Origin of the sequence: Brevundimonas sp. (assembly GCF_041648615.1) — a bacterium.
In the GTDB taxonomy this organism is placed as follows: Bacteria; Pseudomonadota; Alphaproteobacteria; order Caulobacterales; family Caulobacteraceae; genus Brevundimonas.
On record NZ_JBAZOS010000017.1, the window covers coordinates 24,064 to 41,567 of the forward strand.

The window sequence follows — 17,504 nt, forward strand, 5'->3', positions numbered from 1 at the left end:
CGCCATTCCGGCTGAAACACTGCGTGATCTCACGCAAGGGAAAGCCACGGCGGCGTCAGATCGCCGGGCGACGTTCAGGAGAGTGATCGTGTCTGCATCCGCTGTTCCGGGTCTGCATCCGGCCCCCACCCGCCACGCCGGCCTGATCGCCTGGGTCGAGCAGATCGCCGCCCTGACCAAACCCGCCCGCGTCCACTGGTGCGACGGCTCGGAGGCCGAAAAGGCCGCCCTCGTCGCCGACCTGATCGGCAAGGGCACGCTGCGTGAACTGGACCAGACCCGGCGCCCCGGCTGCTACTACGCCGCCTCGGACCCGAAGGACGTGGCCCGGGTCGAGAGCCGCACCTTCATCTGCCCGGCCAATGAAATCGACGCCGGCCCGACCAACAACTGGGCGGATCCGGTGGAGATGCGCGCCCGGCTGAACGGCCTGTTCGACGGCTGCATGGCCGGCCGGACGATGTATGTCGTGCCCTTCTCGATGGGCCCGCTGGGCTCGGAGCTCAGCGCCCTCGGCGTCGAGATCACCGACAGCGGCTATGTCGCCGTCTCGATGGGGATCATGACCCGCATGGGCCAGTCCGTGCTGGACCTGATGGGCGAGGACGGCGTCTTCGTGCCCGCCGTCCACACCCTCGGGGCCCCGCTGGCCGAGGGTCAGGCCGATGCGCCCTGGCCCTGCAATGACGACAAATGGATCGTCCACTATCCCGAGACCCGCGAGATCTGGTCCTACGGCTCGGGCTATGGCGGCAACGCCCTGCTGGGCAAGAAATGCTACGCCCTGCGCATCGCCTCGGTCATGGCCCGCGACGAGGGCTGGCTGGCCGAGCACATGCTGATCCTCAAGCTGACGGATCCGAAGGGCCGCGCCAAATACGTCGCCGCCGCCTTCCCCTCGGCCTGCGGCAAGACCAACCTCGCCATGCTGCAGCCGACCATTCCGGGCTGGAAGGCCGAGACCATCGGCGACGACATCGCCTGGATGCGCTTCGGCGACGACGGCCGCCTTTACGCCGTGAACCCCGAAGCCGGCTTCTTCGGCGTCGCCCCGGGCACCAGCCGCAACACCAACGGCAACGCCCTGGCGACGATGGCGACCAACACCGTCTTCACCAACACGGCCCTGACCGCTGACAATGACGTCTGGTGGGAAGGCCTGACGAAGGAAGCGCCCGAGGGTCTGACCAACTGGAAGGGCGCGGCCCACGATCCCGCCTCGGGCGAGCCTGCCGCCCACCCCAACGCCCGTTTCGCCTCCCCGGCGTCGCAGTGCCCGACCATTGCGCCGGAATGGGAAGACCCCAGGGGCGTGCCGATCGACGCCATCCTGTTCGGCGGCCGCCGCGCCTCGGCCGTGCCGCTGGTGACCGAGGCCTTCGACTGGGAGCACGGCGTCTTCATGGGCTCGACGGTCGCCTCGGAGGGCACCGCCGCCGCCGAGAACGCCATCGGCGCCCTGCGCCGCGATCCCTTCGCCATGCTGCCCTTCTGCGGCTACAACATGGGCGACTATTTCGCCCACTGGCTGTCGATGGCCGGCAAGACCGAGGCCGCGAAACTGCCTCGCCTCTACTTCGTCAACTGGTTCCGCAAGAACGAGGACGGCAAATTCGTCTGGCCGGGCTTCGGCGACAACGCCCGGGTCCTCAAGTGGATCGCCGAACGTCTGGACGGGGAGGCCGAGGCCGTCGACACGCCGGTCGGCCGCGTTCCGACCCGCGAGTCCCTGGACCTGTCGGGGCTGAGCCTGTCGGACGCCGATCTGTCCATCCTGCTGGACGTCGAGGCCGAGGTGTGGGCCGAGGAGGCCTCGCTGATCCCGGACTTCTACGCCCGGTTCGGCGACCGCCTGCCGCAGACCCTGTGGACCCAGCACAAGGCCCTGACCGCCCGCATCGAGGCTGATCGCGCGGCCGCCATCGCCGCCGAATAGGCCGGCGAAACGCCGCTCGCGACAGAGCCCCTTGCAAAGCGGTCGCGGGCGGTCGATCAGATCGCCCGTGGCTTCCTCTCCAGACGTGATCGTCATCGGCGCCGGCGTGCTCGGTCTCTGCACCGCAGCGGAGCTTGGCGCGCGGGGCCATGCCGTGACCGTCATCGATCCCGGCGGAGCGAACGCCAGCTCGGTGGCCGCCGGGATGATCGCCCCGGCCCTGGAATCCCTGCTCGACAACCTGTCGCCGGAACGCGCCGCCCTGCTGAAGCGGGCGCGCGACCTGTGGCCCGCTGTCGCCGGGGCGCATGACCTGAAGCTTCACCGCGACGGCGCCGACTGGCGCGGTCCCGATCCGGACTCCGCCCTGGCCCGGCTGCACGCCCTCGGCTTCGGGGGCCGGTCGGTCGACGGCGGCCTGACCACGCCTGACGACTGGCGGATCGACGTCGGACCGGCCCTGACGGCTTTGGCCCGGGCGTCCGGCGTCACGACGGTGCGCGGACGGGTCGCCCGTCTGGCGGACGAGGGGAGGCGCTGGCGGGTCGAGGCCGGCGACGGTCGTGTCTGGTTCAGTCCGACGGTGGTCCTGGCCACCGGCGCGGAGCCCGCGATCCCCGGTCTTCCCGATCCGGTCGCGGCGATCGTGTCGGGCGTCCAGCCGATCCGCGGTCAGCTGACGGCCGTCGCTACGGCGGTCCCGCCCCGCGTGATCCGGGCGGCCGGCGTCTATGTCGCCCCGGGCGAGGGCGGTGTCGTCATCGGAGCCACCATGGAGCCGGGCCGTCGCGATCTTGAACCCGACGCGGCGGAGTCCGCGCATCAGGTCGAGGCCGGGCTGGCCTTGCTGGGCGGAACGGGCGAGTCGGGGGCCGTGCGGGTCGGGATCCGCGGAGCCACGGCCGACGGCCTGCCTCTGGCGGGGCCGGCCGGCGCGCCGGGCCTGCACCTTGCGCTGGCGCCGCGGCGCAACGGCTGGCTGATGGGGCCCCTGGTCGGGCAGGTCGTAGCCGACGGGATCGAGGGCAGGGCGCCCGTGGCGGACGCCGCCGCCCTCGATCCGCTCAGGGTCGCCTGATCAGTCTTCCGGCACGGTGAAGCGCAGGTTGATGCTGACCCGCGAGCCCTCCGCCGCGCCGTCGACGGTGCGCGGATTGACCCGGAAATGGCGCGACAGGCTCTGGGCGGCCCGGCCGAAGCCATAGCCGCCGGGCGTCTCGCGCGTGACGTTGCAGTCCGTCACGGCTCCGGTCGGCAGGACCAGGCAGTTCAGCGACGCCGACCCTTCGACCTCGGCCTGAAGCGCCCGCTTGGGATAGGCGCCCATCATCTGGTCGGCCGAGGGCTGGCGTGACCAGCTGGGGTTCCGGATCACCGGTGCGGCGGGCGGCGTCGCCACCGCTTCCTTGACCGGGCTGTTGTCTGCGGGAGTCTCGACAGGCTCGAACGTAACCGTCGTCGACTGGGTGGGCTTGTCGGCCGACTCGGCCGGCAGGGTCTCGACGGGCGTCCGCGGAGCCGGCGTATCATTGAGGGGCAGGTTCGGCGCCGGCGGGACCTTCGCCTCGACCGGCTCCGGAGGCGGGGGGCGGTAGGTCAGGACGTTGATGATCGGTCCCTCCGGCGGCGCGACCGTCGGCGGCATTTCAAACCGCTGATAGTAGAGAGCGACGCCCAGCCCGGCGTGGGCCGCCACCACGATCCCCGTCGCAATCCAGGTCGCGCGGGAAAACCGGGGCCGTTTGCGTTCATTGAAGTCGAGCGGGTGCACCAGTCCGGGTCCGCCAGCAGTCATCATCATGGCCGTCACTCCCTGTCTCTCGCCGTCCCCACAGCGTCCCACGGACAAGTTGAGCGCCGCGCTTGCGGCAAGTTTGGGACGAGCGTGGCCATGGAAACGACACGGACCGCACCGGCGGCGAAGGTTAAGGGACTGTGGACGTTAATCCCGGCGTTAGGATTTGATTAACCACGGTCGCCCAGCCTCGTGACTCATGAACATCGGAGTGATTCCATCCTCTGGCGGAGTCGAGGCGGCCATCCGGCGCGCCTCGAACGCCACTGGCGTGGACGCCGACTTCCTGGTCCGCACGGCGCGCCGCGAAAGCGCGATGAACCCGTCAGCCAAGGCCCGGACGTCGTCGGCCGCGGGCCTGTTCCAGTTCATCGAACAGACCTGGCTGGGGACGGTGAAGGCGCACGGGGCCAAGCATGGCTACGGCCAGTACGCCGATCTGATCTACCGTGGGGGAGACGGTCGCTGGCGGGTCGAGGGTTCGGCCCGCAATGTGGTGCTGGATCTGCGTTTCGACCCCCAGGCCGCTTCCACCATGGCGGCCGAGCTGACCGCCTCCAACGCCGCCTATCTGCGCGGCCGGTCCGGACGTGAGCCGGGCGCCGGAGACCTGTACGCGGCGCACTTCCTCGGCCCGGCGGGCGCGGCCCAGCTGATGGACGCCATGGATCGCCGACCGGGCAGCCCCGCCGCGGCGATCTTCCCCGAGGCGGCCTCCGCCAACCGTTCGATCTTCTACCGTGACGGCCGGCCGGCCACCGTGGCCGAGGTTCACGCCAATCTGCAGCGCAGCGCCGGAGACGGGGCGCCGGCGGCGGCGTCCGGATCCGGTCAGTCGGCGCCCGACCTGACCGAACGCGACCAGATGCTCGCCGCCCGCCTGGATCGTCTCAAGCAGGATCAGAGCCTGCTGGCCTTGCTTCTGGGCCAGGATGGGGACGGCAAGAACGGCGGCTTCGGCGGCGCCTTCGGGCCGGACTCGGAGACGCGCATCTGATCGCGAATCCGGCGATGGTAAACCGCCCGTTAGGGATGACGGGTCGATGTTGCCGGCAATGCTCTGGATCCGCCCATGACCGCCTATCGCGCCCGCCTGACCGAGACCGACATCCATCGCCTGATCAAGGCGACCGATGAGGACGAGCGCGCGGCCGCCGCCCACAAGCTGTGCCGCAGCATGGACAAGGCCCGGTTGGGCGAGGACGATCGTGCTGCGGCGCAGAAGATCCTGCGCATGCTGTCGCAGGATGCAGCCGAGCTGGTGCGCCGGGCCATGGCGGTCACGTTGAAAGCCTCGGACCTGATTCCCCGGGATGTGGCGCGGCGCATGGCGGCGGACGTGGACAGCGTGGCCCTGCCGATGATCAATTTCTCGCCGGTCTTCACCGACGAGGACCTGATCGAGATCGTGCGCGCCGGATCGGCTGTGCGTCAGGTCGCCGTGGCGAGTCGGCCCAGGGTGGGCCGCGACGTCGCCGAGGTCGTGGCCGAGGTGGGCTGCGAGCAGGCCGTGCGCGCCCTGGCGGCGAACGACAACGCCGATGTCGCCGAGACCGCCCTTGGGCGCTGTGTCGACCGTTTTGGCGCCTCGCCCGAGATTGTTGCGGCCATCGCCTATCGCCAGGTCCTTCCCCTGACTGTGACCGAGCGGCTTGTGGAGCTGGCGTCGGACGCCGTCCGCGAACACCTGGTCACCCGCCACGCTGTCGCGCCCGAGACGGCGATCCGTCTGGCCGCCTTCGCGCGCGAACGGGCGACCGTCGACCTGGTCGACCAGGCCGCCAGCCAGGCCGACCTGCCGCAGTTCGTGGCCGGGCTGAACGCCCGTCGCGCCCTCACGCCGTCCCTGCTGCTGCGGGCTCTGGCCCGGGGTCAGATGGCGCTGTTCGAGCACGGCATGGCCGAACTGGCCGGCACGCCGCTGGCCCGCGCCTCGCTGATGATCCACGACGCCGGCCCGCTGGGCCTCAAGGCTGTCTATGACCGTGCGGGTCTGCCGCCGCGCCTGTTCCTGGCCTATCGGGCCGGGGTCGACACCTGGCGCCAGCTTCAGGCCGAGGGCGTGGATACGTCGGGCGACGAATTCCGTCACCGGATGCTGGAACGCTTCCTGACCCAGCGGCCGAACGCGCCGCGCGAGGATCTGGCCTATCTGATGGAGCGGCTGGACCAGGACCCGCTGCCGGCCCGAGCCACGCTCAAGGCCGCCGCCGCCTGACGGCAAAACGCCCGCCGGTCAGGCGGGCGCTGGCTTTGGCCGGGCCGAGCCGTTCAGCCCAGATGTTGGGCGACCTTGGCTTCCAGGGTTTCGGCCAGAATCTTGCCGACCGGATGATCGTCAGTCTGGATTTCGTCGCGGACCACGGCCTTGATGGCGTCTATGTGGGCATCCAGCAGCACGACCGGGGCGGCCATGCGTTTGGCCGGGTCGTCCATCATCTTGCACAGCGAACCCGCCAGCCGGGTCACCAGCGGATACTGATAGGTCGTGCCCAGGCCCTTCAGATCATGGGCGCGGAAATACAGCGCCTCGGCGGTCTGTGGGTTGTAGCCCTCGTTGCGGATGTCGGCCTGGGCCTTGTCCAGCTTGACGATCTCATCCTGCAGCCACTGTCCGAACTGGGACGACATGGCCTTGAGCGCGGCTTCCGCCTTGGCGATGGCGCCGGCGTCGATCCCGCCGAAGGCTCCGCCGACCTTCATGCGAAGGGTGTTGGGCGGACGAATGACCTGGGCCGGGTTGCTCACGACGGGCTCCTGAATGCGGATGGACGCCAGTCTGGGCCGACGTCCCTAAAAAACCGTGCACATCTCAGGAGGCGAATTGTTCAGCCAGGACCCGCTCTTCGAAAGACCGGCCGGCGTCGAACAGCATGGTCAGGGCGATGTCGCGGCGTTCCCGGACCTCGACGCGCGCGACGCGGCGGACCTCGAAACTGTCGGCTGTGGCGCTGACGGGCCGTTTGTCCGCCTCGAGGACCTCGAAACAGACCCTGGCCTGATGCGGCAGCAGCGCGCCCCGCCACCGGCGCGGGCGGAAGGCGCTGATCGGGGTCAGGGCCAGCACCCGGGAGTCCAGGGGAATGATCGGCCCGTGCGCCGACAGGTTATAGGCCGTCGACCCCGCCGCCGTGGACAGCAGGCAACCGTCGCAGGACAGCTCCTCCAGCCGCACCCGACCATCGACGCTGATGCGCAGCTTGGCGCTCTGACGGGTCTGGCGCAGAAGGGAGACCTCGTTGATGGCCAGTCCGCTGTGGACCTGACCGGCCTCGGTCCAGGCGTCCATCTGCAGGGGATGGATCACCGCCCGTCCGGCCCCGGCCAGCCGCTCCAGCAGCCCCTCTTCGCCGTAGTCGTTCATCAGGAAGCCGACCGAACCGCGGTTCATGCCGAATACCGGGACGCGCCGGTCCATGACCGTGTGCAGGGTCTCCAGCATGAAGCCGTCGCCGCCCAGCGCGACGATGACATTGGCCTGCTCCGGCTCCACCGAACCATAGAGCGACATCAGCCGCTTTCGGGCGGATTGGGCTTCCGGCCGGTCCGAGGCCACGAAGGCCAGGCGCATATCTGTAATGGAAAGGTCGCTCACCCGCTCACGCAAGCCGAGCCGGCCCGCGAAGTCAAACGGCGGCTTTGAATTCGCGGTGGTTGTCGGCGATCAGCACCCGGAAGGCGCGGGCCGCCGAGTTTGACGACAATGCGCCGCGAAGCCAGATCGGTTCACCCCCTTCGCCGGGGAGCGACTGGTTCAGCTTGCGCAGTTCGGCCAGCAAGGTCGGGAAGACCGCGCGGTCGATGTTGACCGCCGCGCAGGCGTAATAGAGCGCCTCGGGCGTGGGGGCCGCCAGGGCCTCGCGGACGTCGTCGGCCGCGAAGCCGCCCAGGGCGGCCAGTCCGTGCACGAAAAGGCTCAGACGCTTCTCGCGGATGGCCCGGATCAGGAAGCCCGCCCGCAACTGTCCGGCGGATTGCAGTTTGTCGATCAGCCGCCGTTCCATCTCGTCGCGGTCAGGATCGTCCTGCGCATTCTCGTCCGGGCGGGCCTGGCGGAGGACGCCCTCGACGGCGTCATAGACCGCGTCGCCCAACACCCGGTCATCCACATTGAAGCGGGCGGTGATGGACTGGCGCAGGGCGGTTCCGACCCAGTGATACATCTGCTCGGCCAAGGCTTCAGTCAGGCGCGGATGCCGGGTCAAGGGCGCGCGCAGGGCGGCGATGCGGCGCGAATGTTCGACCAGTCTGCGGACGCTGTCGACGCTCAGGTCGGCGGTCCTGTTTGTGGCGAGAGCAGTCAGCACCGCCGGTTCACCCCGTTCAATCACGGCGTCGGCGACCCGACCGCTGATCTGCGGTCGGCGGGCGATGGCGATCTGGTGCTCGATCGAGGCCTCGATCATGATGCGCAGCAGGTCGTCGTCCTGCAGGATGGGGCTTGAGGTCAAAACGGGGCGGGCGATCTCGATCTCGTCCAGCGCCAGCACGTTGACCAGGGCGACCGGGGCCCAGTCGGCATGGGCCAGCTTCTCGGACAGCGCCTTGCGGACCTCGCGCTCGGCCTGGCGCGCCAGCGTCAGAAAGATTTCACCCAGCACCGGCGAGAGCTCGCCCGAGGGCGGGCTGGCGTCGCAGAGAGCCGCAACACCCAGCAGCAGCCGCTGCCGCGCGTCCGGACTGGCGTCCCGGGCAAGGGCCAGCAGGTCCCCGGCGCTGGGAGACCCGGCCTCTGGCCGGGCGGTAGGGACCAGTTGAACGAGGACCACGGACGTCTCCGGCGAGCCAATGGGGTTCGACGTGAACGAGCTAACAAGCGGGACGCTAAGACGCGGTTAATGGAAGCTGAATCTTGACGTTGACCCGGTCTGGCGCGAGCGTGCGCCACCACAAGGAAGACGATCATGGCCGACGGCGCGATTACATCATTGAAGTCGAGGGTGTCTGAGGCGGAATGGACCACCCGCGTCGAACTGGCCGCCCTGTACCGTCTGGTGGCCCTGCACGGCTGGGACGACATGATCTTCACTCATATCTCGGCCCGCGTGCCGGGGGCCGAGCATCATTTTCTGATCAATCCCTACGGCTACTATTTCGAGGAGATCACCGCCTCGTCGCTGGTGAAGGTCGATCTGGAGGGGAACATCGTCCAGGAGACGACCAGCTTCATCAATCCGGCCGGCTTCACGATCCACTCCGCCATCCACGGCGCGCGGGAGGATGCGCGCTTCGTCATCCATCTGCATACGGTGGCCGGCGTCGGGGTGGCCGCGCAGCAGGAGGGGCTCCTGCCGATCGGCCAGAACGCCTGCCTGCTGCAGCATCAGGTCGCCTATCATGGCTACGAGGGGCTGGCCCTGAACCATGACGAGCGCGCGCGGCTGGTCGCGGACCTCGGCGACAAGCCGCTGATGCTGTTGCGCAATCACGGCACCCTGGCGGTCGGTCAGACGGCGGCGCAGGCCTGGATCGGAATGTTCTTCCTCGAGCGCGCCTGCGCCCAGCAGGTCGCGGCGCTGTCCGGCGGGCGCGAGCATGTGCTCTTCGCGCCCGACGCCGCCCAGGCCGAAACGAAGGAACAGGGCAAGGGCATCGGCTTCATCTCGGCCCTGGCGTGGCCGGGCGCGCTGCGGATGCTGGATCGGAAGTCTCCGGGCTACGACAGTTGAGTCCGGTCCTGTGAAACCGGCCGGGGGGCTGCTGATCGGACTGGCGGCCCTCGCGGCGGCCGGCTCCGCCGCGGCGGGACCCTGGGCCCAGCCCCGGGGGCATGGGCAGGTGATTCTCAAATACGAGGACATGCGGGCCGAACGCGGCTTCGACATGGACGGGGCCTTGGCCGATCTCCCGGGGGATCGCCGGGACTCGGCCGTCAGCCTCTTCGCCGAATATGGCCTCACCGACCGGTTTACGGTGCAGTTCAAGGGCGACTGGCAGTCGGGCGAGGACGCGTTTGTGGACTATGAGGGGCGAGGCCCGCTTGAGATCGGCGTCACCTGGCAGGCCTGGCGCGACGACCGCGCCGCCGTCAGCCTGTACGGCGGCTATGCCGATGGGGGCGAAGGCCGGAATGCCGGCTATGCTTCGCCGGGGCAAGGCGACAGGGACTGGGAGGCGCGCGCCTCGGTCGGACGGTCGTTCGGCGGCTGGAGCGGGACATGGGCTCCAGGCGGCGGCTTCGTCGAACTGCAGGCGGCTCGCCGTATGCGACAGGGACTGCCCGACGAAACCCGCATCGATGCGACCGCCGGCGCCCATTTTGGCGACGACTGGATGGTTCTGGCCCAGGCCTACGGCGGACAGGCCGACGAGGGCGGGCCCCGCTGGCTGTCGGTCGAGGCCTCGGTGGTTCGCGACATGGGCGACTGGAGTCTGCAGGCCGGGTGGCGTCAGGCGATCGCGGGACGCGAGACGCCGGAAAGCGGCGGACCCGTCATCGCCCTGTGGCGGCGGTTCTGAGCGCGACATTGAGGCGCGCCTTCCGGCGACGGAAACCGGAACAGCATCCGTTACAAGGACTTTAGTTGCGTCGACGGCGTCAGCCGCTAAGTCGGCTCGTTCCCCCTGCCAGAGAGCGTCCCGCGTGATCAAACGCCACTTCTTCCTCGTCGCCGCCGCGGTCCTGCTGGGCCTGATGGTGCTGGCCGTCGTTCTGAAGATGGCCTTCGCCGGCGACGAGAAGGCAGGCGGCGGCCCGGGCGGTCGTGGCGGACCCGGGGGCGGTCGCGGGCAGGCAGTCTCCGAGGCTGTGGTCGGCGCCCGGTCCTTCACTGACGAGATCCGTGTGCTGGGCGTGGCGCGCGGCCGCCGGTCGGTCAATATCACCTCGTCCACCAGCGAACTGATCACCCGCGTCCTGTTCACCGACGGCCAGCGGGTTGCGGCCGGCGCGCCCCTGGTCGAACTGCAGGCGCGCGAGGAAGACGCCGGCATCATCGAGGCCCGCGCCCAGGTCGCCCAGGCCCAGCGTCAGTACGACCGCTTCAAGGGTCTGGCGGATCGCGGCATCGCTCCGCGCGTCACCGCCGAGGATGCGGAGACTGTGCTCGCCACGGCCCGCGCCTCGCTGACGGCGGCCCAGGCGCGCCGCGGCGACCGGCTGATCCGGGCTCCGTTCGCGGGCGTGCTGGGTCTCAGCTCCGTCACGGCCGGGACGCTGGTCAATCCGGGCGGGATCATCACCACCCTGGACGACATCGACGTCGTTCGTGTCGATTTCCCGGTCCCCGAACGGTATCTGGGCGTGCTCAGAACCGGAACGCCGATCACGGCCACCATCGACGCCTATGGCGACGAGGCGTTCGGCGGACGGATCGCCCTCATCGACACCCGCGTCAACGAACAGACCCGCGCCGTCACCGCCCGCGCCGAGATCCCCAACCCGGGCGCCCGCATTCGTCCCGGCATGGCCGTGCGCGTCGCCGTCCAGCAGGGCCAGCGCACCGCGCCGGCGGCTCCAGAGGCGGCGGTCCAGTATGAGGGCGACGGCGCCTTCGTCTATCGCATCGCCCGGGGCGACAAGGGCTCGACGGCCCAGCGCGTCGAGGTCGAGACCGGTTCGGTCGAGGGCGGCTTCGTCGAAATCGTCTCCGGACTGAACGTCGGCGACCGCATCGTCGGTTCGGGCCTGAACCGCATCCAGCCGGGCGCGCCGGTCAGCGTCGCGGGCGCGCGTCGTCCGGCCGGCGCCGCGGCTCCTGCACGGGGCGCCGGCCAATGATGCTGTCCGATCTCGCTGTCCGCCGCCCGGTGTTCGCGGCGGTGGCCGCCATCGTGCTGTGCGTGATCGGGGCTGCGGCCTTCTTCTTCCTGCCGGTGCGCGAGCTGCCCGACGTCGATCCGCCGATCGTCTCGGTCAGCACCAGCTACGCCGGCGCCTCGGCCGAGGTCATCGAAAGCCGGATCACCGAGCCGATCGAGCAGCAGATCGCCGGCATCCAGGGCGTGGAGCGGATCAACTCCTCCAGCCGTGACGGCCGTTCCAACGTCTCGATCGAATTCTCCCTGGACCGCAACATCGACGACGCCGCCAACGACGTGCGGGACCGCGTATCCCGCGTCGTCGGCCGCCTGCCCGATCAGGCGCAGCCGCCGGAGGTGTCCAAGGCCGACACTGACAGCCAGCCGATCATGATCCTGTTCCTGCGCTCCACGGCCATGAACCGGCTGGAGCTGACGGATTACGCCGACCGCTATCTGATCGATCGTCTGGCCACGGTGCCCGGCGTCGCCCAGGTGCAGATTTATGGCGAGCAGCGCTACGCCATGCGGATCTGGCTGGACGCCTCGGCGCTGGCGGCGCGCGGCCTGACCGTCACCGACGTCGAGACAGCCCTGACGGCCCAGAACGTCGAACTGCCCGCCGGCCAGCTGGAGTCGGGCCAGAAGGACTACACGGTCCGCGTCGCCCGCACCTACGCCCGGGCCGAGGACTTCCGCCAGTTGCCCATCGGCACGCGCGGCTCGGGTACGGCCACGACGGCCCAGACGGGAACGGCGTCCAGCGCCACGGCCCTTCCCAGCGGCGCTTCGGGCGCGATCCAGGGCCAGTCCGCCTATGTCACCCGTCTCGGCGACATCGCCCGCATCGAGGAAGCTCCGGCCGAGGACCGCCGCCTGTTCCGCGGCAATGGACAGGACCAGATCGGACTGGCGGTCACCCGTCAGGCCCAGTCCAACGACCTCGCCATCTCCAAGGGCGTCGAGGCGATGCTGGAGGAGGTGCGGCCCAGTCTGCCGCAGGGCACCGAACTGGTCGTCGGCTCGGACAACTCCGTCTTCACCTCGCACGCCATCGAGGAAGTCTGGATCACCATCGGCATCTCGCTGGCGCTCGTCGCGCTGGTGAACTTCATCTTCCTTGGCAGCATGCGGGCAGCCTTCATCCCGTCGATCGTCGCGCCGATCTGCCTGCTGTCGACCTTCATCGTCCTGGCGCCCCTGGGTTTCTCGCTGAATCTGCTGACCTTGCTGGCGCTGGTCCTGGCCATCGGCCTGGTGGTCGACGACGCCATCGTGGTGACCGAGAACATCCAGCGTCGCCTTGACCACGGCGAGCCGCCGCTGGTGGCCGCCGAGCGCGGCACCCGACAGGTGTTCTTCGCGGTGGTCGCCACGACCATCGTGCTGCTGGCCGTGTTCGCGCCCCTGCTGTTCCTCCCGGGCTATGTCGGTCGGCTGTTCGTCGAACTGGCGGCGGCGATCGCGGCGGCCGTGGCCTTCTCGGCCTTCCTCGCCCTGACCCTGTCGCCGATGCTGGCCTCGCGCATCCTGAAGCCGGCCTCGGGCGGCGGCTGGGTGGCGCGCCGGGTCGATCGGGGCATGGACGCCCTGCGCAACTCATATGGCAATTCGCTTCAGGCCCTGCTGGGCAAGCGGATCGCCGTCGTCGGCGTTTCCGTCCTGGTCCTGGGGGTCGCCGGCGGCGCGGCCGCCATGTTCTTCGCCCTGCCCAACGAGCTGGTGCCGGCGGAAGATCGCGGCCGGGTGCAGATCCGGGTCCAGGGGCCCGAAGGGGCCGGCTTCGACTACACCCGCAACATCATGATGGGGATCGAACCCATCCTTGCCGAGTACAAGGCCAGTGGCGAGGCGGACAGCTATCTGATCTCCGCGCCCGGCTTCGGCGGCGGCAGCTTCAACTCCGGCAACGGCAGCCTGATCCTGGCCGACTGGTCGGAACGCGACCGGGCCGCCGACGAGATCGCCCAGGAACTGAACGGCAAGCTGCGCGGCCAGACCGACGCCCAGGTCAACGCCTCGGTCCCCGGCGCCTTCCAGCGCGGCGGCGGCAACTCCAACTCCATCGAAATGGTCGTCACGGGCGCCGAATACGAAGACATCTACAACTGGCTGCAGCCGGTGCTGGCCGCCTCGCTCGAGAACCCCGGCTTCTCGCGGCCGCGCCTGAATTACGAGCCCAACGCGCCGCGCCTGCTGGTCGATGTCGATCCGGAGAAGGCCGCCGCGCTGGGCGTGTCGTCCCAGGCCATCGGCCGGACGCTGGAGACCATGTTCGGCTCCCGGCGGGCCACGACCTATCTGCGCGGCGGCCAGGAATATGACGTCATCCTGCAGACCCGGCGCGACGACCGCCGCAGCGTCGGCGACCTCGAGGCCCTGTATGTCGCCACCGGCTCGGGCCAGCTGGTGCCGCTGTCGGCCGTGGTCACGACCCAGACGTCGGGCGACACCCCGGACCGCCGCCGGCTGGACCGCCAGCGCGCCATCTCCATCTCGGCCGACCTCAATCCGGGCACGACCCTGGCCGACGCCACCGAGTTCATGACCCGGGTGTCCCGCGATCAGCCGCAGGGCGTCGTCACCACCCAATGGGGCGGGGCGGCGCGAGACCAGCAGGAGGCGGGCGGCGCCGTGGCCGCGGCCTTCGGACTGGCCCTGCTGCTGGTCTTCCTGGTGCTGGCCGCACAGTTCGAAAGCTGGATCACCCCGGCGGTGATCATGCTGACCGTGCCCCTGGCGGCGGCGGGGGGCCTGTTCGGCCTGATGATGGCCGGCTCGAGCCTGAACATCTATTCGCAGATCGGTCTGATCATCCTGATCGGAGTGGCGGCCAAGAACGGCATCCTGATCGTGGAATTCGCCAACCAGCTGCGCGACCAGGGCCGGTCGATCCACGAGGCGATCATCGAATCGTCGACCCTGCGCCTGCGCCCGATCATCATGACCTCGATCGCCACCGCCTTCGGGGCCCTCCCGCTGGTGCTGTGGCAGGGAGCGGGGGCGGGCAGCCGCCAGACGATCGGCGTGGTCATCTTCGCCGGAGCCATGTTCGCGACCCTGCTGACCCTGTTCGTGGTGCCCGTGATCTATGGCGTGCTGGCGCGATTCACCCGGTCGCCCGAATATACCGCCCGCAAGATCGAGGAGTGGGAAGCCACCGAGGCGACGGCCAATGACGCCCTGCCGGCGGCGGCGGAATAGGCGTCAGCTGGCGGCCGGCGGCGCATAGCCCGTCTCGACCTTCAGCCAGGCGATGACGTCGCGGCGGTCGGTGGCGTCGGGAATGCCGGGGAAGCTCATCTTCGTGCCGCGCAGGAAGGTGCGCGGATTCTCCAGCCAGTGATCCAGGTGGTCGGCGTCCCAGACAAAGCCCGCGTCCCTTACGGCGGCGGAGTAGTCGTATTTCGGCTGACTCCCCGCGGGTCGACCGAAGACGCCGTACAGATTCGGCCCGGTCATGTTCGGTCCACCCTCGGTGACGGTGTGGCACGAGCGGCAGCGAGCGAAGACCCGGCGACCGTTCTCCAGATCGGCCTCATTGTAGGGAGAGGGAAGGGCGGCCAGCAGAGCTGCCTTTTCCGCCGCCATCGGGGCGGGTCTGGCGGGGGGCGATTCGCTGCCTCCTCCGGCATCGGCTTGACCACAGCCGACCAGGGTCAGGGCGGTGAGGGCGGTCAGGATGAGGCGGGTCATGGGCGGCTCCGGCGCTATCCGCCCTTGATAGCCGAACCGCGACGCCCGGCAACCGGTGCGACGTCACGCCGGACTGGACGGCGGCTGTTCGCACCTGATAATCAGTGTCAACAGGCGCGGCTAGCCGCCTTGATGGTTACGAGCGCAATGACCGAGATTCAGAAACTGAGCCAGGCGAGATCCGGAGACCAGGGCGTGATCGTCCAAGTGGGCGACGCCATGCATGCCGATGAGCACGCGATGGAGCTGGAGCGGCGCTTGCTGGAGCTTGGATTCGTCGAGGGCGCCCGGATCGAGGTGCTGCACGAAGGCCTGTTCGGCCGCGACCCGATGGCGATGAAGGTCGACGATATGCGGGTGGCCCTGCGCCGCCACGAGGCGGCCCGCCTCACGGTGCGCTTCGAGACGGCGGTCGCGGTTGAGGCCGCCGCCTTGTTTCCGGAACAGGCCGCCGCCTGATGGACATGGCGGTACGGAGCGCGCGGGTCGCGCTCGTCGGCAATCCGAACAGCGGCAAGACCGCCCTGTTCAACGCCCTGACCGGCGCTCACCAGAAGGTCGCCAACTACGCCGGAGTCACCGTCGAGCGTAAGGAGGGTCTGATCCGCTCGGCGGACGGCCGCACCCTGTCGGTGCTCGACCTGCCCGGCACCTATTCCCTTCGCGCCCGCAGCCCCGACGAGGAAGTCACGCGCGACGCCGTTCTGGGCAAGCTGGCGGGAGAGACGCCGCCCGACGTGATCATCTGCGTCGCCGACGCGACCAACCTGCGTCTGGTCCTGCGGCTTGTCCTCGAGCTGAAGGCCGTCGGCCGGCCGATGGTGCTGGCGCTGAACATGTACGACATCGCCCAGCGTCAGGGCCTGCGCATCGATCTGGACCGGCTGTCGGCCGAGCTGGCCGTGCCGATCGTCACCACGGTGGCGACGCGCAAGCGCGGCATCGAAGACCTGATCGCGACCGTCGCGGGCGTCATCGACGCCGCGCCGCAGACCGCGGCCAACGCCTGGGCAGCGCCGGACGCCGACGCCCTTCGCACCGCGGCCCGCGAGGCCGAGCGGATCATGAAGGCCTGCGTCCGCCCGCCCGAGCGGCCCGACACCCTCACGGGCAGGATCGATTCGGTCCTGCTTCACCCGGTCGGCGGCCTGGTCATTCTGTTGGCCCTGCTGTTCGTCATGTTCCAGGCCGTATTCGCCTGGGCCACGCCGCTGATGGACGGGATCGAGGGCGTTCTGGGCGCGCTGGGCGTCGCGGTCGCCGCGATCATGCCGGACGGCATCTGGGAAAGCCTGATCGTCGACGGCCTGATCTCGGGTGTCGGGAGCGTGCTGGTCTTCCTGCCGCAGATCCTGATCCTGTTCCTGTTCATCATCCTGCTGGAAGACTTCGGCTACATGGCCCGCGCGGCCTTCCTGATGGACCGGATCATGGGCGGGGCGGGGCTGCACGGCCGCGCCTTCATTCCCCTGCTGTCCAGTTTCGCCTGCGCCATCCCGGGTATCATGGCGGCGCGGGTGATCGATTCGAAGCGCGACCGCCTGACGACGATCATGGTCGCGCCGCTGATGACCTGTTCAGCGCGCATTCCGGTCTACACCCTGATCATCGCCGCCTTCATCCCCAACCAGCAGGTCTGGGGCTTCGCCAGCCTGCAGGGGCTGGTGATGTTCGGCCTCTACGCGGCGGGCATCCTCAGCGCGCTGGCGGTCTCGTTCGTGATCCGCAAGGTGTTCTGGAGAGGGGCGGTCGAGCCCTTCATGATGGAACTTCCGGCTTACAAGGCCCCGGACATGAAGAGCGTCCTGTTCAATCTGTGGGTCCGGGCGCGCATCTTCCTGGAGCGGGCGGGGCGGATCATCCTGCCGCTGATGATCGTCGTCTGGGCCATGGCCACCTTCCCCTATCCGCCGGAAGGCGCGACCGGGCCGGCCATCGACTACAGCTTCGCCGGCATGCTCGGCCACGCGCTCGAGCCGATCTTCGCCCCCATCGGCTTCAACTGGCAGATGGTCATCGCCCTGGTGCCCGGCATGGCCGCGCGGGAGGTGGCCGTGGCGGCGCTGGGCACCGTCTACGCCGTGGCCGACGCCGAAAGCGCGACCAGTCTGCTGGGCGCGACCCTGGCGGCCCAATGGTCGCTGGCGACCGGCCTGGCCTTCCTCGCCTGGTACGTCTTCGCGCCCCAGTGCGTGGCGACCCTGGGCGTGGTCAAGCGCGAGCTGAACTCATGGAAATGGATGTGGGTGATGGTCGTCTACATGTTCGGCCTGGCCTGGCTGGCGGCCTTCGTCGTCTACCGGATCGCGGTCGCGCTGGGCGGCGGCTGACGGGGGC

The 17,504-nt window shown here is 69.5% G+C and carries 15 protein-coding genes; 10 read left to right on the forward strand and 5 right to left on the reverse strand.

The genetic code is table 11. From position 1 onward, the window contains the following. Positions 1–88 precede the first annotated feature (88 nt). The gene (locus WC555_RS08405; RefSeq protein WP_373252838.1) at positions 89–1,936 is read left to right on the forward strand and encodes a phosphoenolpyruvate carboxykinase (GTP); all 1,848 of its coding nucleotides are present in this window, start codon (positions 89–91) and stop codon (positions 1,934–1,936) included. Positions 1,937–2,003: 67 nt separating this feature from the next. Then, on the forward strand, positions 2,004–3,014 hold the full coding sequence (locus WC555_RS08410; RefSeq protein ID WP_373252839.1) for an NAD(P)/FAD-dependent oxidoreductase: 1,011 nt from the start codon (positions 2,004–2,006) through the stop codon (positions 3,012–3,014). Here the strand turns inward: WC555_RS08410 and WC555_RS08415 are convergent, their stop codons facing one another. Further along, the gene (locus WC555_RS08415) at positions 3,015–3,737 is read right to left on the reverse strand and encodes a TonB family protein (RefSeq protein ID WP_373252840.1); all 723 of its coding nucleotides are present in this window, start codon (positions 3,735–3,737) and stop codon (positions 3,015–3,017) included. 193 nt (positions 3,738–3,930) lie between these two features. On the opposite strand from WC555_RS08415, the gene WC555_RS08420 reads away from it, so the two are divergent. Both WC555_RS08420 and WC555_RS08425 read left to right on the forward strand, forming a co-directional pair. After that, positions 3,931–4,728, forward strand: a complete 798-nt coding sequence (locus tag WC555_RS08420; RefSeq protein ID WP_373252841.1) for a transglycosylase SLT domain-containing protein — start codon at positions 3,931–3,933, stop codon at positions 4,726–4,728. 75 nt (positions 4,729–4,803) lie between these two features. After that, on the forward strand, positions 4,804–5,949 hold the full coding sequence (locus WC555_RS08425) for a DUF2336 domain-containing protein (protein WP_373252842.1): 1,146 nt from the start codon (positions 4,804–4,806) through the stop codon (positions 5,947–5,949). A gap of 53 nt (positions 5,950–6,002) precedes the next feature. On the opposite strand, the gene WC555_RS08430 is transcribed toward WC555_RS08425, so the two are convergent. The 3 genes from WC555_RS08430 to WC555_RS08440 form a co-directional block, all read right to left on the reverse strand. Then, positions 6,003–6,479, reverse strand: a complete 477-nt coding sequence (locus WC555_RS08430) for an Hpt domain-containing protein (protein WP_373252843.1) — start codon at positions 6,477–6,479, stop codon at positions 6,003–6,005. A gap of 64 nt (positions 6,480–6,543) precedes the next feature. Beyond that, positions 6,544–7,302: an NAD kinase gene (locus WC555_RS08435; RefSeq protein ID WP_373252883.1), complete on the reverse strand. Its 759-nt coding sequence runs from the start codon at positions 7,300–7,302 to the stop codon at positions 6,544–6,546. Between the two features lie 55 nt (positions 7,303–7,357). Further along, entirely contained in the window at positions 7,358–8,500 is a 1,143-nt protein-coding gene (locus WC555_RS08440; protein WP_373252844.1) for a DUF2336 domain-containing protein, read from the reverse strand. Between the two features lie 135 nt (positions 8,501–8,635). Between WC555_RS08440 and WC555_RS08445 the strand changes: the two genes are divergently transcribed. From WC555_RS08445 to WC555_RS08460, 4 genes are all read left to right on the forward strand, one after another. Beyond that, a complete protein-coding gene (locus WC555_RS08445; RefSeq protein WP_373252845.1) occupies positions 8,636–9,400 on the forward strand; it encodes a class II aldolase/adducin family protein in 765 nt (254 codons plus the stop codon). 10 nt (positions 9,401–9,410) lie between these two features. Continuing rightward, the gene (locus tag WC555_RS08450) at positions 9,411–10,190 is read left to right on the forward strand and encodes a hypothetical protein (protein ID WP_373252846.1); all 780 of its coding nucleotides are present in this window, start codon (positions 9,411–9,413) and stop codon (positions 10,188–10,190) included. Between the two features lie 124 nt (positions 10,191–10,314). After that, positions 10,315–11,451 carry an efflux RND transporter periplasmic adaptor subunit gene (locus WC555_RS08455; protein WP_373252847.1) on the forward strand — a complete coding sequence of 379 codons (1,137 nt, stop codon included), beginning with the start codon at positions 10,315–10,317 and terminating at the stop codon, positions 11,449–11,451. Further along, positions 11,451–14,675, forward strand: coding sequence for an efflux RND transporter permease subunit (locus tag WC555_RS08460; RefSeq protein WP_373252885.1), 3,225 nt, complete (start codon positions 11,451–11,453; stop codon positions 14,673–14,675). The genes WC555_RS08455 and WC555_RS08460 overlap by 1 nt, the downstream gene beginning before the upstream one ends. Before the next feature lie 3 nt (positions 14,676–14,678). Here the strand turns inward: WC555_RS08460 and WC555_RS08465 are convergent, their stop codons facing one another. Then, complete coding sequence (locus WC555_RS08465) at positions 14,679–15,167, reverse strand: cytochrome c family protein (protein WP_373252848.1); 489 nt, start codon at positions 15,165–15,167, stop codon at positions 14,679–14,681. A gap of 147 nt (positions 15,168–15,314) precedes the next feature. Between WC555_RS08465 and WC555_RS08470 the strand changes: the two genes are divergently transcribed. Then, entirely contained in the window at positions 15,315–15,626 is a 312-nt protein-coding gene (locus WC555_RS08470) for a ferrous iron transport protein A (RefSeq protein ID WP_373252849.1), read from the forward strand. Beyond that, positions 15,626–17,497 (forward strand): ferrous iron transporter B, encoded by a 1,872-nt coding sequence (locus tag WC555_RS08475; RefSeq protein ID WP_373252851.1) that lies wholly within the window; start codon positions 15,626–15,628, stop codon positions 17,495–17,497. The genes WC555_RS08470 and WC555_RS08475 overlap by 1 nt, the downstream gene beginning before the upstream one ends. Positions 17,498–17,504 lie beyond the last annotated feature (7 nt).